The 22,136-nt window shown below is 43.6% G+C and carries 17 protein-coding genes; 9 read left to right on the top strand and 8 right to left on the bottom strand.

What is annotated here, in order from left to right:
• Nucleotides 1–552 (bottom strand): FHA domain-containing protein (locus tag A3729_RS24845; RefSeq protein WP_156498118.1); only part of this gene is annotated, 552 nt, incomplete at its 3' end.
• 281 nt (nt 553–833) lie between these two features.
• Between A3729_RS24845 and A3729_RS24840 the strand changes: the two genes are divergently transcribed.
• The 4 genes from A3729_RS24840 to A3729_RS24825 all read left to right on the top strand — a co-directional run bounded on the left by A3729_RS24840 (nt 834) and on the right by A3729_RS24825 (nt 6,479).
• Nucleotides 834–1,724, top strand: coding sequence for a PP2C family serine/threonine-protein phosphatase (locus A3729_RS24840; protein WP_068508396.1), 891 nt, complete (start codon nt 834–836; stop codon nt 1,722–1,724).
• A 22-nt stretch (nt 1,725–1,746) separates the two neighbouring features.
• Nucleotides 1,747–3,483, top strand: a complete 1,737-nt coding sequence (locus tag A3729_RS24835; RefSeq protein ID WP_068553013.1) for a serine/threonine-protein kinase — start codon at nt 1,747–1,749, stop codon at nt 3,481–3,483.
• Between the two features lie 373 nt (nt 3,484–3,856).
• On the top strand, nt 3,857–5,530 hold the full coding sequence (locus A3729_RS24830) for an AMP-binding protein (protein ID WP_068508392.1): 1,674 nt from the start codon (nt 3,857–3,859) through the stop codon (nt 5,528–5,530).
• A gap of 562 nt (nt 5,531–6,092) precedes the next feature.
• Nucleotides 6,093–6,479 (top strand): PqqD family protein, encoded by a 387-nt coding sequence (locus tag A3729_RS24825; RefSeq protein WP_068508390.1) that lies wholly within the window; start codon nt 6,093–6,095, stop codon nt 6,477–6,479.
• 64 nt (nt 6,480–6,543) lie between these two features.
• Here A3729_RS24825 and A3729_RS24820 read toward each other — a convergent pair whose 3' ends face one another.
• Nucleotides 6,544–8,196, bottom strand: a complete 1,653-nt coding sequence (locus A3729_RS24820) for an electron transfer flavoprotein-ubiquinone oxidoreductase (protein WP_068508388.1) — start codon at nt 8,194–8,196, stop codon at nt 6,544–6,546.
• Nucleotides 8,197–8,901: 705 nt separating this feature from the next.
• Here A3729_RS24820 and A3729_RS24815 point away from each other — a divergent pair.
• Complete coding sequence (locus A3729_RS24815; RefSeq protein WP_068508385.1) at nt 8,902–9,651, top strand: electron transfer flavoprotein subunit beta/FixA family protein; 750 nt, start codon at nt 8,902–8,904, stop codon at nt 9,649–9,651.
• A gap of 1 nt (nt 9,652) precedes the next feature.
• Nucleotides 9,653–10,582 (top strand): electron transfer flavoprotein subunit alpha/FixB family protein, encoded by a 930-nt coding sequence (locus A3729_RS24810; protein ID WP_068508383.1) that lies wholly within the window; start codon nt 9,653–9,655, stop codon nt 10,580–10,582.
• 60 nt (nt 10,583–10,642) lie between these two features.
• On the opposite strand, the gene A3729_RS24805 is transcribed toward A3729_RS24810, so the two are convergent.
• Nucleotides 10,643–11,401 (bottom strand): pseudouridine synthase, encoded by a 759-nt coding sequence (locus A3729_RS24805; protein WP_231872206.1) that lies wholly within the window; start codon nt 11,399–11,401, stop codon nt 10,643–10,645.
• Between the two features lie 134 nt (nt 11,402–11,535).
• Here A3729_RS24805 and A3729_RS24800 point away from each other — a divergent pair, with 134 nt between their 5' ends.
• Both A3729_RS24800 and A3729_RS24795 read left to right on the top strand, forming a co-directional pair.
• Nucleotides 11,536–12,723, top strand: a complete 1,188-nt coding sequence (locus A3729_RS24800; protein ID WP_068508381.1) for an efflux RND transporter periplasmic adaptor subunit — start codon at nt 11,536–11,538, stop codon at nt 12,721–12,723.
• A gap of 15 nt (nt 12,724–12,738) precedes the next feature.
• Nucleotides 12,739–15,879, top strand: a complete 3,141-nt coding sequence (locus A3729_RS24795; protein ID WP_068508378.1) for an efflux RND transporter permease subunit — start codon at nt 12,739–12,741, stop codon at nt 15,877–15,879.
• Between the two features lie 60 nt (nt 15,880–15,939).
• On the opposite strand, the gene A3729_RS24790 is transcribed toward A3729_RS24795, so the two are convergent.
• The 3 genes from A3729_RS24790 to A3729_RS24780 all read right to left on the bottom strand — a co-directional run bounded on the left by A3729_RS24790 (nt 15,940) and on the right by A3729_RS24780 (nt 19,270).
• Nucleotides 15,940–17,010: a hypothetical protein gene (locus A3729_RS24790; RefSeq protein WP_068508376.1), complete on the bottom strand. Its 1,071-nt coding sequence runs from the start codon at nt 17,008–17,010 to the stop codon at nt 15,940–15,942.
• Between the two features lie 112 nt (nt 17,011–17,122).
• Nucleotides 17,123–18,178, bottom strand: coding sequence for a DUF2804 domain-containing protein (locus A3729_RS24785; protein ID WP_068508373.1), 1,056 nt, complete (start codon nt 18,176–18,178; stop codon nt 17,123–17,125).
• A gap of 63 nt (nt 18,179–18,241) precedes the next feature.
• Nucleotides 18,242–19,270, bottom strand: a complete 1,029-nt coding sequence (locus A3729_RS24780) for a GGDEF domain-containing protein (RefSeq protein WP_068514654.1) — start codon at nt 19,268–19,270, stop codon at nt 18,242–18,244.
• A gap of 411 nt (nt 19,271–19,681) precedes the next feature.
• Between A3729_RS24780 and A3729_RS24775 the strand changes: the two genes are divergently transcribed.
• Entirely contained in the window at nt 19,682–20,167 is a 486-nt protein-coding gene (locus A3729_RS24775; protein ID WP_156490441.1) for a hypothetical protein, read from the top strand.
• 90 nt (nt 20,168–20,257) lie between these two features.
• On the opposite strand, the gene A3729_RS24770 is transcribed toward A3729_RS24775, so the two are convergent.
• Together A3729_RS24770 and A3729_RS24765 are read right to left on the bottom strand one after the other, a co-directional pair.
• Nucleotides 20,258–21,085, bottom strand: coding sequence for an HDOD domain-containing protein (locus A3729_RS24770; RefSeq protein WP_068634391.1), 828 nt, complete (start codon nt 21,083–21,085; stop codon nt 20,258–20,260).
• 113 nt (nt 21,086–21,198) lie between these two features.
• A complete protein-coding gene (locus tag A3729_RS24765; protein WP_068514659.1) occupies nt 21,199–21,939 on the bottom strand; it encodes a DUF599 domain-containing protein in 741 nt (246 codons plus the stop codon).
• Nucleotides 21,940–22,136: the final 197 nt, after the last annotated feature.

The following is a 22,136-nucleotide window of genomic DNA, read 5'->3' as shown; positions in this document are numbered from 1 at the left end:
TTGTTTTACTTGTCTACCATTTAAAAAGGTGCCGTTGGAGGAGTCGAGATCTTCCATGTATAGCTGGCCACTTTTAACTTCTAATGCTACGTGCTTTCTGGAAAGGTGTTCCAGAGGTAGCGTTATGTCGCAGCTTGGGTCTCGACCAATAACGACGCGTTTATTGATGACAAAACGGCTTTGGTCTAGCCAGCTTGCGCTAGAGTAGATAGACCAACCCGCAGAGTAGTTTGTCGTGGAACCTGCATTGCTCTGTTCATTCACAGACTTTGGGTCGATTAGTTCCAGTTCAATAGAGCCAATGGTGATGACGTCTCCAGCTTTGAGGCTTGTATTCGTCGCGACAGGCTTATCATTGAGTAACACGTTTGAGCTCGACGAGACATTATTTAGGCTCAGTTTTTCTTGTGTGTTGGTAATTTGGATATGATGGTCGAGAATATCTTTCTCGTTTATCATTAGGCTGTTGTCCGCAGCTTTACCGATCGTAAAATTCTGATCAACTAACCATACGGACTCTCTTCGGCGATCCCTGAACTGAAGCTTAAGCATAGAACTCTTGTACTCGTTTATTGACTGGTGATAAGTATTAAATTTTCCACGTTATGTTGAGTATAGTCTTAAGTTCCAGCTCTTCGAATTTTCCCCTTAAGATTTATGTAACTGATTGAAAAAATAATATACGAAATAGAAATTTAGTATTTTCAGGTGCTTAGTCTTTGTGAGCTGGCTATACTGAAGCTAAGGAAAACAAAAAATATATGCCATAAGCTTCGGATAACTACGGAGGCTGTGTGGTATCCATAAAGTAATAAGGTGTGTACTGACCCATCATGTTGAAATCAACCTCCGTATGCCATCAGGGCTTGGTTCGTGAAAGAAATGAAGATAGCGTTGTAGCCAATGAAACTCTGGGCCTGTGGGTGGTTGCTGATGGCGTCGGCGGAAATGCGCATGGTGATGTCGCGAGTCAATTAGTCGTTCAAACAATTGAACGACGGATTCGTCAGGGAAAGTCGCTGCGAGAGTCTGTTGAAGATGCAAATTCTGCACTGATATCTGCGGCACGAAGTCAGCAAGAATTGGAGGGAATGGCTAGCACTGTTGTGGTTAGTCTGTTTCATGGGCATCAATTTGAGCTAGCCTGGGTTGGGGATAGTCGTGCCTATTTGATAGATAGTGAGGGTCTGTCTCAATTATCCACAGACCACAATCTTGCTAATGAGTTACTTCAACAGGGTATTATTTCTGAAGGTGAATCTCGGACTCATGCTGGGCAGCATGAGCTGACTCAAGCGATGGGACAGATGAATCTGGAAAAAATTCCCAAGGTTTTAGGCGAATTGCACGAAGGTGATATCCTGCTTTTATGTACAGACGGTTTGTCTGGTCCATTGGAAGAAAGTACGATCTTTCAAACAGTTTGTGATAGCCCTTCTTTGGATGAGGCTGGAGAGACACTATTAGATTTGGTGTTGGAGGCAGGCGCACCAGATAACGTGAGCTTTTCTTTAATTCAGTTTCAGGAAGATGTCCGTCAAATTCGGGCGTCGGATTTTAACTCTAAATCTAAAAACAAAACTGCAAGCATCGTCCCGCCTAAGCTTGAAGGTACTTACCGCCACGCGTTTGATAAAAGAGCTTATTTGCGTCATCTCAAAGGTAGGTCGATGATGTTGGCTTTGGTCTTGTTCGCAATAGTGTTTTTGATTTTCTTTATCTAGTTTCTAAGGACGGAAGAACAATATGAAAGAGGGTCGTTACGCGTACCAAGACAAAATTGGTGAAGGAGGCATGGCCACGGTATATCGTGGTATGCAGTTGTCGCTGAATCGTCCAGTTGCGATTAAAGTTCTGTCGGCAACGCTTTCAGATAATCCCTCAGTCATAAAGCGTTTTAAGCGAGAAAGCTTAATTATCGCCCGTTTGAACCACCCCAACATAATACATGTTATCGATCGTGGAACGACAAGCAAGGGGCGCCCTGTATTCGTGATGGAATTCGTTGAGGGCATAAACTTAGCGGACGCGATTACTGAGCGGAAGTTTGATTTTAACCAAAAAGTCGATATCGCTATTCAAATGTGTAAAGGAATCGCCTATGCGCATAAATTTGATGTTATTCATCGAGATATCAAACCGGCAAATGTCATCATCGATAGAGAGGGCTTTGCGCGTCTTTTAGATTTCGGTATCGCTTCTTTTTTTGAAGCCGATAAAGATATGAACCCTGATGAAACGCGCTTAATCATGGGAACAGAAGCCTATATGGCTCCTGAGCAGCACAAAGGCATCGCCTTTACCTCTACTTTGAGTGACGTTTATTCGCTGGGAGTGGTGATGTATGAATTATTCACCAGTACCTTGCCACTACCCAATGCGCCTCCAATGGCTCAGATTGATGCCAATATAACTCCAGCCCTTGAAAACCTTATTCATCAGTGTCTTGCTGTTGACCCTGCTGAACGTCCTCAGTCTGTAGAGCAGGTCCGGACTCAGTTGCTTTTGGCGATGAAAGGTCAGCATATTGCTGAGGAACAAGTGAATCGGGCAGGAGAAGGCTTAGCCTCTATTCAGCAAAAATTTGGCTTACTTGATGTTATGCAGGAAGACAAATTTGGCGCGGTTTATTTGTATGAAGATAAGTCCTCTCACAAGCTTCTGGTAATTAAGAAGCGTACCTCTACTTTTACGGGGTATCGTGAGGCAAAAATGCTTCACAGTTTGAAGCATCCGAATCTGGTTAATATTCTAGGAACATCCAAGAACGATAGTGTATTCATTGTTGTTATGGAATATGTCTCGGGTGGCAGTCTGCAGGACCGCTTGATTGAACCTATGGGAATGCAGATGTTTTTGAATACGGCGGTTCAAATTTGTAGAGGTTTGGCGTTTGCGCATCAAAATAGGGTTTGCCATGGCAATTTGCGTCCTAGCAATGTTTTGTTGACTTCAGATTTCCAGGTTAAATTGACAGACTTTGGTTTGGATGAGCATTATCGTGTCAAAGAGCGAGATGGTAACTGGTATGGAGATGCTGATGATCGAAAGGACGAGTTATCTGATATTTTTTCGCTTGGCGCAATTTTTTATCATGCATTAACGGGGGTTCCTCCAGCATTTAAGGATGGCAACCTGGTTAAGACCCAGATATTCATTAAATTACCCGTTGATATTCAGCAAATAGTTGGTCGCATGCTGTCACGTCGCCGAGAACAGAGACCGCAAAGCGTTGAGTCTGTCTTGTCCGAGCTTTTGCCGCTTCAGGAGGAGGAAAAGACGAAAGTCATTGAATCTCCTCGAGAAGATGCCCCGGAAATTGTTCAAAAAGAGACAGTAATAAAGTATCAGCGAGTGAATTGGTTAACGATACTGCTTGCGGTTGTGATGGTGGTATCTATTGTTTTGAATGTCTTGTTACTAGGGGATAGTGGCAGTGACGTGCGTGACGCAATTAAAAGCTTCTTGGACTTATATATATAAATAAGTTCTTTTATGGGCTCCTGGGTCGCCCTCTTCGGATGAGGGTATCATGTGGCCATGCTTGCACTGCTTGCAGAATAGCACGCTTTGACTATTATTGATTGAATGGGAGCGTGACTCCGAGTCGTTTTCTGTTACTTCGGCTTTCATGAGACCTCAAAAAACAATCAGATCATTCCGTATGTGTTTACTGAGTAGTTGTGAGTATTGGCTATCTGCATAAAGGAGCCATAAATTACTAAGTTTTTCGGGTGTTTTACAGTTTTTTATTTTAATTTTTGTTCACACCTTTTATTATGATCAGCTTCGGGTATAAATCTAAGTTGAAAGACGGAATTTCTAAACTAAATACAATAGGGCTACAGACATCACCATGACCTCTTTGAAGAAAGTAAAGCTGCCTCTTGAGCAGGTATATCGCTGGGAAAAAGCAAAAGCGGATGATATTTATCTAACTCAGCCAATGGGTAACGGCGTGGTTCAGGAATATACCTGGAACCGAGCAGTTGGCGAGGCCAGAAGGATGGCTAGCTATATTAAATCTTTAGATTTACCACCAAAAAGTCGAATCGGTATTCTTTCGAAGAACTGTGCGCATTGGATCATGAGTGATCTGGCGATCTGGATGGCGGGTCATATATGTGTACCTCTTTACCCTACGCTAAATGCTGAAACGGTTAAGTATATCCTTGAGCACAGTGAAACGCAGTTGTTATTTGTTGGTAAACTGGACGACTGGGAAATGATGAAACCTGGTGTGCCAGATGATTTACCTTGTGTTTCTTATCCTCTAAGTCCAAAAACAGATTACCCAAGCTGGGATAACCTGGTTGCTGAGCATGCTCCGATACAAGAAGATACTGTTCGGGATGCTGACGAGTTAGCGACGATTGTTTATACATCGGGTTCAACCGGCAAGCCAAAAGGCGTTATGTTGTCATTTGAGGCCTTAGGTATTGCAGCAAGCGGTGTTGCACAAGCTTTGGATATAAAGCCTACTGATAGAATGTTATCTTACTTGCCACTGGCGCACGTGTTTGAACGTTTTGCGGTTGAGCAGTCCTCTATCCATATAGGTGCTCAGTTATTTTTTGCTGATGCTTTGGATACCTTCCTGGACGACTTGCGTCGTGCTAAACCAACGGTCTTTATTTCTGTTCCACGCCTGTGGTCCAAGTTCCAACTAGGTATCTTTAAGAAGATGCCTCCTAAGAAACTAAATCGTTTGCTTAAGATTCCAATTGTGTCTGGTTTGGTCAAGAAGAAAGTATTGACTGCTCTGGGCTTGGAATACTGCCGTTTTGCTGGAAGTGGTTCGGCGCCGTTATCAGGTGATATCATTAATTGGTATCGTAACCTGGGTCTGGAATTGCTAGAAGGTTACGGTATGTCTGAGAATTTTGCATATTCTCATATCTCATTGCCAGGCCGCTCAAAGGTTGGTTATGTAGGTGAGCCGATGCCGGGTGTTGAACAGCGTATTTCAGAAATTGGTGAGATCGAGGTCAAGAGCCCTGCTACGATGATGGGCTACTATAAAGACGAAGAAAAGACCAAAGAAACCTTTACCGAGGATGGCTTCTTGCTGACTGGTGATAAGGGTGAAATTGATAGCATGGGTCGCTTGCGTATTACTGGTCGTATTAAGGAAATCTTTAAGACCAGTAAAGGTAAGTATGTTGCTCCAGCGCCAATTGAAAACAAGATTGTTGGTCATGATTCTTTAGAGATGGTCTGTGTTGCTGGTGCTGAACAGCCTCAGCCTTATGCTTTGTTGATGCTTTCGGATGAAACTTTTGCTAAGCAGGGTGATGAGTCTTTCCGTAAGCAGGTTGAGCCGGAATTGGAAGCCTTAATGAAAGAGGTTAATGCTTCGGTTGACCCGCATGAGGCGCTGCAATTTATGGTTGTTGTGAATCAGCAGTGGACGATTGAAAATGAGTTCCTGACGCCGACAATGAAAATTAAGCGTAATGTAATCGAAGATGTTTACGCACCTTCTCAAGACGGATGGTATGGCAGTAAGCAGAAGATTATTTGGCAATAAGCCAAACTTAATGTGATATTCAAAAGCCCGCTTATGCGGGTTTTTTATTTTTGCCTTGTTGAGCTCAGTTGTTTGGACCTCAACTGAATTTAGAACTTAAAGCTACTTTGGATACCCAGGGATCAGTCTGAGCTGGATTCGCTCAAACCAAATCCGGAGAGCAAGCTGTAACTGCGCTTTCGATTAGGTACCCAAGTTGTGCTCAATCCGAGCTTTCTGATCGGCTCTCTTGTTATAGAAGATGCTTGCTTGAAGTAATAGCTGGCGCCCAACATGAAGCCTTTGTCCATAAGTCTCTGTATAGAGGCTCTGCCATACCATCGATTATTATATTTCTTGGACGGTGAGTCGCCGGTAATCTGATTATGAAAGGGATGAAAAAGACCATTATGAGTTTGAAGAGTTTGAAGAGTTTGAAGAGTTTGAAGAGTTTGAAGAGTTTGAGGAACCAGTGTTCGAAGACTGAGGTTCTGAGGTGGTAGGTGAAGGTTCAAATTGGGTATATATGTTAAGTGGATATTAGGTTTAAATATACGTCAAAGATTACTTGGAATATGAACTTATGGATAATAGTCAGTTTTTTTATCGTATTGCACCTTTCTCATCTAAAGAGGGGCGAGTTGCTCTGGTAGATATTTTAAACATAGACAACACAACGCCTTTGGATGACTGGCTAGGTTTGGTTGTTTCGTTAGCGGATGGCTTTCATACCCTTCAGCAGTTGATTGATCACTTGTCTGCTCAGTACTCGACGCCTCCCGATAACCTGGAGAAAACTATTTACTCAGTAGTTGAACGTTTGGTTGAAAGTAAAGTGATAGAATTGAGTCAGCGTGTGACGACCTTACCTTATTACTTGAGTGGCCCCGTTGATGAGTTGGATATGGAGCGAGCAAGAAGAGAACTTGCGCTTCAAGATGGTCAGCCAGATGGTGGGTCGCTGCATTAGTTAGCGCTTTCCCATAAGGAAATAAAAAAGGCAGCCTAGGCTGCCTTTTTCTTTGAATATGAATCTACATATTCGGATAGTTTGGACCGCCGCCGCCTTCTGGTGTGACCCAGGTAATGTTTTGTGCAGGGTCTTTGATATCACAGGTCTTACAGTGAACACAGTTTTGAGAGTTGATTTGGAAGCGCTTATCGCCGTTATCTTCTTCTACAATCTCATATACACCTGCTGGGCAATAACGCTGTGCAGGCTCATCAAACTTAGTCAGGTTGTGGCCAAGAGGGATAGAGTCATCCTTAAGCTTTAAGTGGCACATTTGATCTTCTTCGTGGTTTGTATTCGATAGGAATACAGAAGTAAGACGGTCAAAGGTGATGTTGTTATCCGGCTTAGGGTAGTCGATCTTTTTGCATTCTGCTGCTGGCTTAAGTGCAGCATGGTCGTAAGTTTTATCGCTGAAGCTGAAAGGCAGTTTACCACCAAAGATGTTTTGGTCGATAAATGTATAAGCCGCACCAAGGTAAGTGCCAAACTTATGCATAACGCCAACGAAGTTACGCGTGTTGTACAGTTCGTCGTGTAGCCAGCTGTTCTTGAACTTCGCTTCAAAGTTGGTCGCTTCTTCGCCTTCTGCACCGCCAGCAAGCTTCTCTGCAACAGCTTCTGCAGCCAGCATGCCACTCTTCATTGCTGTGTGAGAACCTTTGATTTTCAGCGGGTTCATTGTTCCTGCGTCACAGCCAATTAACATGCCGCCAGGGAATGACATCTTGGGAAGTGCATTGATGCCGCCTTTAATCAGTGCTCGAGCGCCATAACTAACACGCTTGCCGCCTTCTAAGGCATCTTTTAGTACAGGGTTAAGCTTACAACGTTGCATCTCTTCAAAAGGTGATACGTGTGGGTTGCTATAGCTAAGGTCAGTAATTAAACCGAGTACTACTTGGTTGTTTTCAATGTGGTAAAGGAACCAGCCGCCTGTGGATGAAGACTCGCTTAGTGGCCAACCCAGGCCGTGCATAACAGTACCTTCACGGTGTTTAGCTGGGTCGATATCCCAAAGTTCCTTGATGCCGATACCGTAATGCTGAGGATCTTTTCCCTCATCTAGGTTGAACTTAGAGATGATTTCTTTGCCAAGATGTCCACGACAACCTTCAGCAAACATTGTGTATTTAGCGTGTAACTCCATGCCTGGCATGTAAGAGTCTTTTTGTTGGCCGTCTTCGCTGATGCCCATGTCGCCAGTAGCAACACCTTTTACACGACCATCTTCATGGTATAAAACTTCTGCTGCAGCAAAGCCTGGGTATACTTCTACGCCAAGTCCTTCAGCTTGCTCGCCTAACCAGCGGCAAACGTTGCCAAGGCTAACAATATAGTTGCCATCGTTGTGTGTAGGTTTAGGGATAAAAGCGTTTGGAAGTTTTACCGACTTTTCCTGATTGGTCAGGAAGTAAAATTCATCACCTGTTACAGCGGTATTTAATGGTGCGCCCATTTCTTTCCAATTAGGGAACAGCTCATTTAACGCTGTTGGTTCTAGAACTGCGCCAGACAGGATGTGGGCGCCAACCTCAGATCCTTTTTCTACAACGCATACGCTGATTTCATTACCAGTCTCTTCAGCGATTTGTCTTAGACGACAGGCTGCTGATAATCCAGCGGGGCCACCGCCGACAATGAGTACGTCAAACTCCATCGATTCACGTTCCACAATAGGTCTCCTCGTGCATATACGTTATATAGCGTCCTGATGTTAAGCCTGTTTAGCTGGACCAGAGCGCAGTTTTTAGTTTCCGCTTTTTTACGGCGCGCGAATTATACAGTTATTCGCTGAAATTCGCACCCCCAGTCTTTCTGACTATGCTAATTCACAATATGGCAGTGACGGAAGTAGTGATGAATACCTCTCTTTTAGCATGTTGACTAAATATATAGCCACTTTAGCTTCCTGTGCTGCAAAGAGAGTTTCAAACAAACGTTTGAATTTTACCTGTTTATTCAATGTATGTAAAAGGTAGTTGTTATCCTGGTATTCGCAATTGATTTAGAGCATAAAAATATAGAAAAAGAGTGTTGAAATAGGTGCGATTTAATGTGCAACTATTGACCTAAAAGCGATTTATCGGCAGAATCATGCGCTTCGCGAAAGCTGTATTTTATTTAATCTTGGAAGGCTAGTGAGTATTTGCTGGTTTTTTCGAGGGTTAAATGCTGATAAAACACCGCTTAAGAGCCCGAATGGACTAAAGTAGTGTAAATTATATTTTTGCTTCGCGCCTGTATCTGGGTCTATCTAGGTCGTTGTTCAGGGTTTACCGGTCATTGTTAATTTTTATTAGTTAGCGAATGCTTGGGTAAGTAAAACTTTGAAGAATGATAAGACCTCTAAATTCAATTGTTAATTAACGAGGAATCTATGAAGGTTCTGGTCGCTGTTAAACGAGTTATTGACTATAACGTCAAAGTTCGAGTTAAGCCTGATAATTCAGGTGTAGATCTTACTAATATCAAAATGGCAATGAACCCATTCTGTGAAATCGCTGTTGAAGAAGCGGTTCGCTTGAAAGAGAAGGGTGTTGCAAGTGAAATCGTAGTGGTTTCTATTGGTCCTAAAGTTGCTCAAGAGCAAATTCGTACAGCCCTGGCGCTAGGTGCGGATCGCGGTATTCTGATTGAAACTGACGAAGAAGTTCAGTCTCTACAAGCTGCAAAATTATTTAAGTCTGTTGTTGAAAAAGAAGAGCCACAGCTAGTAATTCTTGGTAAGCAGTCTATCGACTCTGATAACAACCAAACTGGTCAGATGCTTGCTGCATTGACTGGTATGCCTCAAGGTACGTTTGCTTCTGAAGTTGTTGTTGATGGCGACAAAGTAAATGTTACTCGTGAAGTTGATGGTGGTCTGATGACAGTTGGTTTGAACTTGCCAGCAGTTGTAACAACTGACTTGCGTTTGAACGAGCCACGTTATGCTTCTCTTCCAAATATCATGAAAGCGAAGAAAAAGCCGCTTGAAATGACAACTCCAGCTGACCTGGGTGTTGATGTTGCTGCTAGCTTGAAGATTACCAAGGTTGAAGAGCCAGCTACGCGTTCAGCAGGTATTAAAGTTGCCGATGTTGCTGAATTGGTTGACAAACTTAAGACTGAAGCGAAGGTGATCTAACATGAGTATACTAGTAATTGCAGATCATGATAACGGTAGCATCAAGCCAGTTACCCTAAACGTTTTGAGTGCAGCAAAAGCGATCGGTGGTGACATCGACGTGCTAGTTGCAGGCGAAGGTTGTGGTGCGGCGGCTGAAGCAGCTGCTAAAGCTGAAGGTGTTGCTAAAGTATTGGTTGCAGATAATGCAGCCTACGGTCACTCTCTAGCTGAGAACTTATCTCTACTAGTTGCTGATCTTGGTAAAGGTTATTCTCACATCGTTACTTCTGCGGGCACTACGGGTAAGGACTTCCTTCCACGTGTAGCTGCTTTGTTGGATGTGGCGCAAATCTCTGACATCATCAAAGTTGAATCAGCTGATACTTTCGTTCGTCCTATCTATGCAGGTAATGCGATCGCTACTGTTCAGTCTTCTGACGGCATCAAAGTAATCACTGTTCGTGGTACTGCGTTTGATCCTGTTGCTGCTGAAGGTGGTTCTGCTGCTGTTGAAGCTATTGATAACGTTCAGGATGCTGGCATCTCTACCTTCGTTGGTGAAGAAATGGCTAAGTCTGATCGTCCAGAGTTGACTGCTGCTGACATCGTGATTTCTGGTGGCCGTGGTATGCAAAATGGCGACAACTTCAAGATTCTTGAGTCTGTTGCTGACAAGCTAGGCGCTGCTGTAGGTGCATCACGTGCCGCTGTTGATGCTGGCTTCGTACCTAACGATATGCAGGTTGGTCAAACAGGTAAGATTGTTGCACCTAACCTTTACATCGCTGTTGGTATCTCGGGTGCTATCCAGCACTTGGCAGGTATGTCAGGCAGTAAAGTAATCGTTGCAATCAACAAAGACGAAGATGCTCCTATCTTCCAGGTTGCTGATTACGGTTTGGTTGCTGATTTGTTTGAAGCTGTTCCAGAATTGGACGCTGCACTTTAAGCAAAGCTAAGTTCTAAAAACCGATACATGAAAGTGTATCGGTTTTTTTGTGCCTGACTATTAATCAGGCTTTGCTTCGTAAGGTGTCAAGTTCGTAAGTGCCTTTGTAAAGCTCTCTTCTAGCGGACATTCTAATGTCACGTTTTGCCCCGTCACTGGGTGATTGAACGTAAGTTTGGTCGCTGCCAATAATAAACGATGACTATCAAAATTTTCTTTGAATAGACGGTTGTGCTCACCTTTCCCATATTTTACATCACCGATAATTGGGTGGCTGATGTGTTTTAGGTGGCGCCGAATTTGATGCTTTCTGCCGGTTGTGGGCTTCAGTTGGATGTGGCTGTATCGTGAACTGGGGAAGCGCCCATCTGAGAATGGCAGCTCAAAACTGCACATTCGTTCATAATGTGTGACAGCTTCTTTAGGGTCTTTTTTTTGAAGTTGTTTTTGCATGTGTTTGAAAACTGCGATTTCTTTTAGAGGGTGATTGATCTCTCCATTGGTGGGAGTATACCCGCGAACGATTGCTTGATATGTCTTATTGACCAAGCGGTTTTCAAAATCTGAGCTAAGCTGAGAGGCGATCTCGGAATGCAGAGCAAATAGGAGTAGCCCTGATGTCGGTTTATCCAAACGGTGTACCGGATAGACCCACTGATCAATCTGGTTTCGCAATATTTTCATAGCATAGCTAGTTTCATGCTTGTCGATGGGACTTTTGTGTACCAGTAAACCTGCAGGTTTTTGTATAGCAATTAGGAACTTATCTTGGAAGATAATGGATAATTGCTCAGTAGCTTGTGTATCGGGCATTTGCATAACGATTGTTCTATAAAAAGAAATCAGTTTTCTGAAAGGCCATATTCTAGCACTGTACTGGATTCGTTGGGTGAAGTTGGTAGTATCTCCGTTTCTATAACAAATACATTAATACACAAGTAATGGAAGAACGAATGAGTACGTTTAATTTAAGGTTTGGTATCAGCAGGTTATTTGTCGTTATAGTCACTTGCTTAACAGTTGTTGCTTGTAGTGAAAATGGTAAAGATCAAGAAAACCCTGAAGCAGCAATGGCCGCAATGCCGCCACCTCCTGTGACCGTTGCAGAGGTAATACAGGGCGAGGTTAGTGACTGGAAGGAGTATACAGGTCGTCTAGAAGCTTCAGACAGTATTGTCGTCATGCCGCGCACTTCTGGTTACATACTATCGGTAGGCTTTGAAGATGGAGCTTATGTCAAGAAGGGTGACTTGCTATTTCAGGTAGATTATCGAACGGTGCGTGCAGAAGTTCAGCGCCTGGAAGCGGAAGTTAAACGCAATGTAGCGGAAATAGAATTATCTAAACGTGATTTAAAACGAGCAGAAAGTTTACGTAAGAAAAGCGCGATTTCTCAAGAGCAGCTCGATAACAGTCGCACCCGCTTAACTCAAGCTATTGCCGCAGTAGAAAGTGCGAAGGCAGACTTGAAACGAACTAAAGTCCTCGATGCAATCACCACCGTAAAAGCTGAGTTTGATGGCCAGGTTTCTAATGCCCGTGTGAAAAAAGGGAGCTCGGTCATTGCAGGTAGCACAGTGCTGACTACCTTGGTTTCTACTGATAAAACACATGCATATTTTGATGTTGACGAAAAAACCTTTGCTCGTTTGCGTAGCTTAGGAGAAGGCAAGCGTTTGGATGAAATGAATATTCCTGTATTTATGGGGTTGGCGGGTGAAACTACATATCCGCATCAGGGAGTGATCGATTTTGTTGATAATCAGGTTGATATCAGTACGGGTACAATACGACTGCGTGCAGTATTTAGCAATGAAGATGGTAAGTTCACGCCAGGGATGTTTGCGCGGATTAATATGCAGATAGGTGCGAGCTATCCAGGAATTCTTGTTGATGAGAAAGCTGTCGTGACAGACCTTAGTCATAAATATGTATTGGTTTTAGGAGAAAACAACATCTTGGAATATCGCCCTGTTCAGTTGGGTCCTAAATTCAAGGGTTTGAGGGCGATTAAGAGTGGCCTGGAAGCTGGTGAAAAGATTGTTATCAAGGGGCAGGGCTTGCCAAATGTTTTCCCTGGAATGCCGGTATCACCTAGTGATGCAGATATGGCGCCAGCCACTAACAATAGCCAAGGCTAGGAGCGGCAAGCCAAAATGAGTATTTCACAATATTTTATTAGCCGCCCGATCTTTGCTGGCGTGCTCTCGATGATGATCTTCCTAGCTGGCTTGATCGCCGTCTTTCAATTGCCGATAACAGAATACCCAGAGGTTGTTCCGCCAACCGTTGTGGTTAATGCTAGCTATCCTGGCGCAAACCCCGAAGTGATGGCGGACTCTGTTGCTACGCCATTGGAACAGGCGATTAATGGTGTTGAAGGCATGCTTTATATGTCCTCACAAGCAACCTCAGATGGTAGCTTGGCAATTACTGTTACCTTTGAGCTGGGTACTGATGTCGATGATGCGCAGGTACAAGTCCAAAACCGTGTTTCGCGAGCGATTCCCAGGCTGCCGCAAGACGTTCAACGTTTGGGGGTGACCACAACCAAATCTTCACCTGACTTAACGATGGTCGTGCATCTGTTATCACCTGACGATAGCTATGACATGTTGTACCTGTCTAACTTTGCTAACTTGAAAGTGCGCGATGAACTTGCTCGCCTAGAAGGTGTTGGAAATGCTCAAGTATTTGGTGCAGGGGATTACTCTGTGCGTATCTGGCTGAATCCTGAGCAGGTATCTGCGATGGGTATGACCACCAGCGATGTGATCAATGCCATACGGGAACAAAACCGTCAGGCCGCGGCAGGGACAATTGGCGCGCCGCCCGGAGCGGAAGCAGCACCGTTTCAGCTGTTGATAAAGGTAAAAGGTCGTTTAGAGACTTTAGAAGAATTTGAGGATGTTGTACTGCGTGTTGGCGATAACGGAGCCATCACGCGCTTAAAAGATGTCGCGCGAGTTGAATTAGGTTCAAATTCCTATGCGCTAAGATCCTTGCTAAATAACAAGCAGGCCGCAGCCATTGCAATTTTTCAACGCCCTGGCTCAAATGCGATCCAGATCTCAGACGATGTTCGTGCGCGTATGGAAGAATTGAAGAAGACTTTCCCTGCGGGTGTTGATTACAACATCGTCTATGATCCTACCATTTTCGTGCGAGGTTCTATCGAAGCGGTTGTGATGACTTTGCTTGAAGCCATGGTGCTTGTTGTGATTGTGGTCTTACTGTTCTTGCAGACATGGCGAGCATCAATTATTCCTTTAGTTGCAGTACCTGTTTCTTTAGTTGGGACATTTGCAGTGATGGCCATGTTTGGCTTTTCTTTAAATGCACTAACGCTTTTTGGATTAGTCTTGGCTATCGGTATCGTAGTAGATGATGCGATTGTTGTGGTTGAAAACGTAGAGCGAAATATTGCTTTAGGAAAGAGTTCTATTGAAGCCACGAAGCAAGCTATGCGAGAGGTGACCGGGCCGATTATTGCTACCTCCTTGGTATTAAGTGCTGTATTTATTCCAACAGCCTTCATCTCTGGTTTGACTGGGCAGTTTTACAAGCAATTTGCCCTAACCATCGCTATTTCAACAATTATATCGACTTTCAATTCGCTAACTCTTAGCCCGGCTTTGGCCGCGGTGTTATTAAAGCCCCATGATGCAAAGAAAGACCGACTGAGCCGTATCATTGACGCCTTGTTTGGTAAGATTATTTTTGGCCCGTTTAATAAATTTTTTAGTGCCTTGACTGAAGGTTACACCTCCTTACTGAAAGTCATAATCCGGCTTTCTGTGATTGTTGTTTTGATTTACGCAGGCTTGATGGTATTAACCTCGCACCAATTTAAGACAACTCCCACCGGGTTTGTTCCTGCTCAAGACAAAATGTACTTGATTGCCTTTGCACAGTTACCTGATGCATCAAGCTTGGATCGCACTGAAGCGGTGATTAAGAAAATGTCAGCGATCGCCCTGGAGCATCCGGGAGTAGAATCATCAGTCGCTTTTCCCGGGTTATCACCTAACGGCTTCACGGTATCCTCGAATGAGGGGGTTGTCTTTGTCACCCTAAAGCATTTTGACGAACGCCAAGCACCTGATATGAGTGCTGACGCGATTGCTGGTGCCTTATGGGGGCAGTTTATGGGAATAGATGAAGCCTTTACGGTTATTTTTCCTCCGCCTCCCGTTATCGGTTTAGGCACTACTGGTGGCTTTAAACTGCAGATTGAGGATAGGGCAAACCTGGGCTATGAACGCTTGTTTCAGGAAACACAAAAGGTTGTAGGCCAAGCCTGGCAAACGCCAGAGTTAACACAGGTTTTCTCTTTCTTTCAGGTTAATGTACCGCAAATAGAAATTAACGTTGATAGAGAGAAGGCTAAAGTTCATGGTGTAGCGATATCAGATATTTTTGATACCTTGCAAGCCTATATGGGCTCGGTATATGTCAATGATGTCAATTTATTTGGTCGCACTTATCAGGTCAATGTGCAGGCCGATGAAGCCTTTAGAGTAGATGAAACGCAGCTGGAAAAGCTAAAAGTGCGCAACCGTGAGGGATCAATGGTGCCGCTTGCTTCGTTTGTAACGGTGCAGCACGGCGCTGGTCCAAACCGCGTTTCTAAGTACAACGGCTATCCGGCGGCTGACCTAAATGGACAAGCCAAGCCCGGTTATAGTTCTGGTCAAGCAGAAGCAGCCATCACAGCTATTCTCGACCGCTCTTTACCAAATGGGATGGCTTATGAATGGACAGATCTGAAGTATCAGCAGATTCTAGCGGGTAATACGGCTATCTATATTTTCCCCTTGGTTGTTTTACTGGTCTTCCTAGTGTTGGCCGCGCAGTATGAGTCATGGTCGTTGCCACTGGCGATTATCTTGATTGTGCCAATGGTTTTGTTGTCAGCGATGACGGGTATTATTTTGTGGGGTTTGACTAACAATATCTTCACGCAAATAGGTTTTATTGTGCTGGTTGGGCTGGCTGCGAAGAACGCCATTCTTATCGTTGAGTTTGCCAAAGAGAAAGAAGATAGTGGCATGGGGTTGCTTGAGGCGACGCTTGAAGCCAGCCGCTTGCGTTTACGCCCCATTTTAATGACTTCGCTTGCTTTTATTATGGGGGTGGTGCCCTTGGTGTGGGGTTCAGGAGCGGGTGCAGAAATGCGTGAGGCGATGGGTGTTGCTGTATTTGCAGGTATGATTGGGGTTACCGTTTTTGGCTTACTCTTAACGCCTCTCTTCTATAAGTTAGTCAGGCATCTAAGCAACAGAAAAAAGTTGTAGGGTAGAGCTTCTTATTTCTACCTATTAAGGCGGGAATTTCCCGCCTTAATATTTTATAGGCTAATCTAGTAAATCTATGACGGTTTGAGAGTTATAGAAATCTTCTAAATGGCGTCTCAGAAGCTCCTCTAGAATGCCGTTTTCTTTAAATGCTTCTAAAGCCTTGGGTGCGAATATTTTTATGGGCGCAATAATTCTATCTTTTGAGACATCAAATTCCTCGAGCAAGACGTCGAGGTTTTTTCTGCCGTAGCGCTTAAAGAAGTAGTCTACGATGGTTTCATAACTGCTGATGAAATAATCTGTTTTTCTAAACTTAAGCCAGAAGTCATAGCCTAAGGCGATAAATTCAGATAGATCTAAACTGTCCATACCTTGTTGAAATTCAGACATGGGTTTATTTTCAATCGCTTCCCATAGCTCCATTGCAGAGTCGCGCAATTGCTCATCGCTTACTGAGCCTTCTAGAAACTTCTTGCTTTCGTCCAGGATAAAGTCGAGGCTGTCGATAATAAAACTTTTTACGCTCTCCTCTACTCCGGAGCCAATTTTTGGCGCAGCTTTGCTGACTACATTTCTTCCCATCTTGAGCATTGAGGACACGCCCGGAATGTTCTTGCTGATTAGGTTGCTTTCATAAATATAGCGAAGGATAGCTTGGTAAAGAATGCCTGATATTAATTCGGCATATATCGGTAGCTCAATTACTTTGTCTATGCCTTTGTTTCGCTGCTCCTTTAGCTCTAAAGCTTTGTCTATGAATTCTTCAAAGTCTTTTTTGCTGATGATTTGGTTCAGTAAGGTTTCTTGATGTTTTTTTGATGTAAATAGAGTGTCGGCTGCCTCACCCGCAACTTCGGCGATGGCACCTGGAATACTTGAGCTAACGACGTTTTCGTATATAACTTGTTTGATTTGTTTAGCGCTGACAAACTTATTTAGATGGATTTCTCCTACAGCTTTCAGTAAAAACTCAGTCTCTGAATCGCATAGCTCAATAAAACGATCGGAGTTAAAGCACTCAAGTTCGTGCTTTAAATGTAGCTCTAATAGCTGTTTTGAGAGTGAGGGGAGCTCACTTTTATCATTTGCTGTGTCGTGCTTGGTTTTGTTTGCTTGGCGCTTAGTCATAATAGACTCCTGTAATATAGCTTACAGTTGTACCCTTAATGTCTAGAGGCGTCAAATCAAAAGTCTATTTTTGCTGTTGATGTGTCGTAATTAAATTGTCTAGTATGGACGTTTACCACTTAGAGTACTGATCTTCGACAAAACCATATTGAGATTCAATCTCGTAGCGTTTGCCTTCAGCGGTGATTAAGTGCCCCTTAAACTTGCCGAATATTTGTTTGAAGTTTGTGGCCATGAAACCGGCATTGAGGTGTTCCTTATGCATTCCTTCAGGCACAAAGCTTAGATCAAGCTGTCCGTTTTCACAGCTGATTCTCCACGCGGAGCTTTCTTCATCCCGGTCATATCTGAACTGAACTTGAGGTAGTTGATGGAGCTTATCGCCAACCCAAAAGCAGTTTTCAGAATAGCCTGTTTCATTGACGCCCCAAGACACATTGAGCCCGAGCGGTGGCTTATCTTCTGATCTATCGGCTGTGGAGTAAGATGCGCCGGAAAAGCATGCCCAGTTCCAGAATGTTTCTCGACGCATGTACCCAGCCGAAAAGTCATGATGCCCATAACAAGCAATTTCATTTAGCTTGAACTTGCCGAGAGCACAGTGAACTTCACCGCTAGCAGGAAGTGCTGCCGTTTTTTGAGCATAGACCCAGCCATTGACTGCGGTCGGTGTACAAAGAGCCATTTCCTCAAAGCTTGGTTTCTCTATGGTTTCGGCCTGAATGTTGAGCTCCGAGCCAAAATCAATCTCGAGTATTTTGCGCCGCTCGCCCTGTGAGTTAAGTTGGTAGCGCATTTTGATACTATGCTTGCCTGACTTGAAGCTTGATATGCCATTATCGGGACGGTTCGTCATATCTAGCCCGAGTGCAAAAGGTTTTTTGAATTGCCAAGTAAGCATTTTTTTATCTGAAGTTCGATAGATATAGACAAAAGCTGCGCCCAAATAGCGTAAGTCAGCTAATGCGCAGCCAAATATCAGGTCACCACTTATGCCGCCGAAATATTGAAAGCGTTTAAAATTGAAATGGCGCTGCCACTTATTGGCGCGTTTGTTCATTGGTGTTCGATAATCTGCGTCATTGATATTAATTTCATTGACGGCGTGTTTGAAGCGTCCTAAATGAGGCTTCCCGTGAGAGTTGATCAGAGAGTAGGGTTGAAGCATAAGTGTTACAGTTGTTCTAGTTGTTATGGTTTGTTTTGGGGGCAGAGTCTAGATCGTCAGAGATTAATCCCAGAAGTCGATAGAGCTCTCTACGGGTTCAACGGCTTCAAGTAAGCCTTTTTCTAATAGCACTTCATACGAGTTAACCTGGTTACGACCATTTTGTTTTGCGTAGTAGAGCGCTTTATCTGCTTTGGAGAGTGTTTCTACAGGGTGGTCGTTTTTGCTTAGGTCGGCAAAGCCGATGCTAACGGTAACCTGGCCAACCTGAGGGAAGCGGCGAGCCTCTATCGCTGCTCTGCAGCGTTCGAGAACAACCAAAGCTTGCTCTTTCTGAACGTCTTTTACCAATACCACGAACTCTTCACCACCGTAGCGGAAAAACAGGTCTTGCTGTCGGAGGACGGACCTGACTGTCTGTGAAAATAGAACTAGCGTCTCGTCACCAATTGCATGGCCGAAGCGATCATTGATAGATTTGAATTTATCGATATCTAGAATGGCAATCGCTTTAAAGCTGGTATCCTTTGCATGCAGTACATTGTGTTGTGAAAAGGCAAGGTCGGAAGAGACTTGGTCAAAAGCTTGACGATTTAAGATGCGTGTAAGCGGGTCATGGCCTTTTTCGTGCAAGTTGCGAAAGATATCGACAGCGATTTGCAGAAAGCCTACGAGAGTGTTTTTAATATCCTGGTTCTCGTAGCGGTGGCGCAAAACAACCAGGTGAGACACGCTTTTGTCATATAACACTACCGGAATGACGATTTTAAAACGCGTTCTGCTTTCAACCTTGTATACCTCTTCTTTAGAAATATAAGCCGACAGCATGTCCATGTCGTTATTTAAATAGATGTCGTTGGACTTCCCGCTACACTCTATGCCGATAAGTGTGGTCGTTTTATGATTGGAGCGCCGTGTAGCTTGTAGCTCATAAACTGACAAATCGACGCGTTCGAAATTATTGATAAGAATGTCATCGAGTGCTGTGACAAGTTCTCTAATGTTCGATTGGCTGGTCAAGCTTTTTATTAGAGTAAATAGCTGCTCTATTTCCATAATGGAAGGTCTATCACAAATAGAAGAAACGACCATTATCGTTATTCTCTGCCATAAAACCAAGTAAATTAATATAGAAGACGTTAACAATTCGTTACATTTTGCAATTGTTTACCAACAGACCGCTCATAACTTATTGGCTATGATTACTATATCGAATTTAGGTGAGACGATTCAGGCCCGTCTTTCTTCAATTTAGGTTTAGATTTCATGTGTACTTATTTATCCCGGACATTGTCCGGGATTTTTTTTGCCTGAATCTTACCGTTTTCCCTCTCAATGCTTATTAAAACTTCGACTGCTTCAAAATTAGAGTGGCTGCTTCTTGGTTTAGGGCTTCACTATATAGTAGTCTTTCAGTCTTTGTTGTTTCGGGTTGCTGGCTTAAAGCGTTTGCATTTAAGTCGCCCTGGCTTTGCTAGCGTCAAGGATGCACTAATAGATCTTATGAAAAAACTACTGCTTACTCTGATTCTTGTTCTTACGCCGGTACTGGCTTTTGCTGAATTCAAGTTGGAACACTTAGGGCTCGACGACTTAAGTGTGGAGGACTTCTCCTGGAAAAATATCTCTGACCTGGAGGGGTGGACGCCTCGTTATACCTATGTTGTTGATGATAACTTGATTGGCCGTACCCATTATATGGGAATGTCATTTTTTAAACGTCAGGGTGCAGCGCACGAAGGAATCACTTTACGAGGTGGTTTTGGGCATTTTGGTGAAAAGATTAACCTCAGTTACACCAGTGGCTTCTCTTTGATGGGAGTTGATATGGGCTTGTCTTATTTAATATTGGACAAGGATAATCTACGACAGCATGAGAACGAGATTGAAGGCTTAGGTCTAGAGCTAGGTTTGCGTTTTTGGGTGGTCCAGTTGATAGCCTTACATATGGATGAAACCTCTTATGTTTCTTTAGGTTATGGTTTTTAATGGTAGCCGATTCAAAAAAATGATCTTTTCGGTTTTCTATTAGGCAAAGAAAAAGCGCTCAAATGAGCGCTTTTTGAGAGATTATCTGACTTAGTCTTTCAATAACTCTTCAATATCATCTTCCGCTTCTGCAAGCTCAACTAACTCTTCGAAGAAAGATACCAGATTGATATCAATTGGCTTAGCAATGTCCACCGGGAACTGAGATAAAATTTCTTGCTTTTCTTGCTCGGCTTTAAACGCTTCATTTAAGTAGTCGGCCAAGTAAACGATGCTTGAATAAGCGGAATACTCTTCAAAGTCGTTAGGGGCAGCCTGTTGACGTATTCCATTTACAATTTCTGTTGGGAAGTTCCAGCGTTTGGCAAGTTCCGAGCCTGCTTGCGTGAAGTCATAGCCAAACTGGTTGTCTTGTAAGTCAATTCGATTAGCGCCTGATTCAACTAGCTTGTCAATTTTAACGGCAGACTCTTCATGATAAATATGAATTAGTAGCTCGCCGATGTTACGCATCATGCCGATTGTGAAGGCTGTTTCAGGGTCTGAGTCAGTGTGTTTAGCAATTAGCTTGCTGATGCTGGCAACCATGAAACTATCACGCCAGAACTGTTTTTTATCAAAGCCCGGGATGTCTTGGAAAGCACCAGTAATACCAGAGGCAACGACTAAGGTTTTCAGGGTATCGATGCCGAGCATCACAACTGCAGAGTCGATTGAGGCGATCTTACGTCCTGCACCATAGCGCGCGGAATTGGCTAGACGCATAATTTTGGCAGAAAGGACCTGGTCCATCTGTATTTTTTTTGAAATCTCATCAACATTGGAATGAGGATCATTAAACTGCTTGATCAGTTCTTGCACCACTTTCGGGATGTTGGGTAAATTTGGGCTTCCTTTAAATAGCGATTCTAAAGACATTCCTGTAACTCCTACGGGTCAATTGCCTTTGTTTTATATTTGTTCTAATGAGTATAGAAAAAGCCCGCGATCGGTAAAGAATAGACTTGTGACTTTTTGTTTTTTATTGAGTTTTAGCGCATTGCTTGAGACAGCTCTTCTTTACCCACCAGGATTTTAAGTGTGGATGACTTAAATTCACGACGAAATAGAATAAAGACAATAAGGGTGCTGGCGACCATAAATACCCATGGGTTGATAAACCAGGTCAGCATGGCGATAGAGAAATAGTAAGTGCGTAAGCCACTATTAAAGTTGTTAGCGGCCATGGAGGCCATGGAAGCCATGCGTGAAGCAAGCGCCTCCCTCTCTTCATTACTGCAGTCTTCACTAGGGGTTGGCGCCCCGCCAACCATAATGGTTACAAAACCATATTGGCGTAAGCTCCAGGTAAACTTGAAGAAGGCATAGACAAAAACAAAAATTAACGTAATGACTTTGATCTCCCATTCCGAGCGATCGGTGGGGACTGCGAAGGGGAGCCCTTCTATGAGGTGTATTGCTTTTTCAGTTGAGCCTAAGATGGTTATTAAGCCAGCGAGAATAAGCATGGTCGTTGATGCAAAAAAAGAAACACCTTTTTCAAGGTTCGCAATTGCAGCATTGTCAGCGATTCTCATTTCTCTAGTCAGGACCCGGAGCATCCACTGAAACCGGTACTGGTGAAGTTCGGATGCAAGGCTCGGAGAGTCTTCGGTGCTTCGGTAGCTTCGAGCACTGGCGTATTTCATATAGCCATTAAAGCAAACTAAAAACCAGATAATGGCTAGTAGGTTTAGCCAATTGTCGCTGATAAACAGCGTGAGGGTTGTCATAGAAGCTCCAAGCAGGGAAGTATATCGATTAGTGGTCAGATTGCTTAGGTCGTTTAAGCGCAGGGAGCAATTCTAAAGAACTAAGGTTCAGGGATCAATTTACAGAAAATTTTTAGCTTGGGTGCTTATTTATAATTGTTTGGTGATTTGAGAGCAATCACCCAAATGGGGGGAATTGTTGAAAATAATAACGGGGT

The organism is Oleiphilus sp. HI0043, assembly GCF_001634935.1.
This window is presented reverse-complemented; position numbering and strand designations above follow the sequence as displayed.

Coding starts and splice junctions, on each gene's coding strand:
- A3729_RS24840 (WP_068508396.1), top strand. CDS start 834: ATGTTGAAATCAACCTCCGTATGCCATCAGGGCTTGGTTCGTGAAAGA.
- A3729_RS24835 (WP_068553013.1), top strand. CDS start 1,747: ATGAAAGAGGGTCGTTACGCGTACCAAGACAAAATTGGTGAAGGAGGC.
- A3729_RS24830 (WP_068508392.1), top strand. CDS start 3,857: ATGACCTCTTTGAAGAAAGTAAAGCTGCCTCTTGAGCAGGTATATCGC.
- A3729_RS24825 (WP_068508390.1), top strand. CDS start 6,093: ATGGATAATAGTCAGTTTTTTTATCGTATTGCACCTTTCTCATCTAAA.
- A3729_RS24815 (WP_068508385.1), top strand. CDS start 8,902: ATGAAGGTTCTGGTCGCTGTTAAACGAGTTATTGACTATAACGTCAAA.
- A3729_RS24810 (WP_068508383.1), top strand. CDS start 9,653: ATGAGTATACTAGTAATTGCAGATCATGATAACGGTAGCATCAAGCCA.
- A3729_RS24805 (WP_231872206.1), bottom strand. CDS start 11,401: ATGCAAATGCCCGATACACAAGCTACTGAGCAATTATCCATTATCTTC.
- A3729_RS24800 (WP_068508381.1), top strand. CDS start 11,536: ATGAGTACGTTTAATTTAAGGTTTGGTATCAGCAGGTTATTTGTCGTT.
- A3729_RS24795 (WP_068508378.1), top strand. CDS start 12,739: ATGAGTATTTCACAATATTTTATTAGCCGCCCGATCTTTGCTGGCGTG.
- A3729_RS24790 (WP_068508376.1), bottom strand. CDS start 17,010: ATGACTAAGCGCCAAGCAAACAAAACCAAGCACGACACAGCAAATGAT.
- A3729_RS24785 (WP_068508373.1), bottom strand. CDS start 18,178: ATGCTTCAACCCTACTCTCTGATCAACTCTCACGGGAAGCCTCATTTA.
- A3729_RS24780 (WP_068514654.1), bottom strand. CDS start 19,270: ATGGTCGTTTCTTCTATTTGTGATAGACCTTCCATTATGGAAATAGAG.
- A3729_RS24775 (WP_156490441.1), top strand. CDS start 19,682: ATGAAAAAACTACTGCTTACTCTGATTCTTGTTCTTACGCCGGTACTG.
- A3729_RS24770 (WP_068634391.1), bottom strand. CDS start 21,085: ATGTCTTTAGAATCGCTATTTAAAGGAAGCCCAAATTTACCCAACATC.
- A3729_RS24765 (WP_068514659.1), bottom strand. CDS start 21,939: ATGACAACCCTCACGCTGTTTATCAGCGACAATTGGCTAAACCTACTA.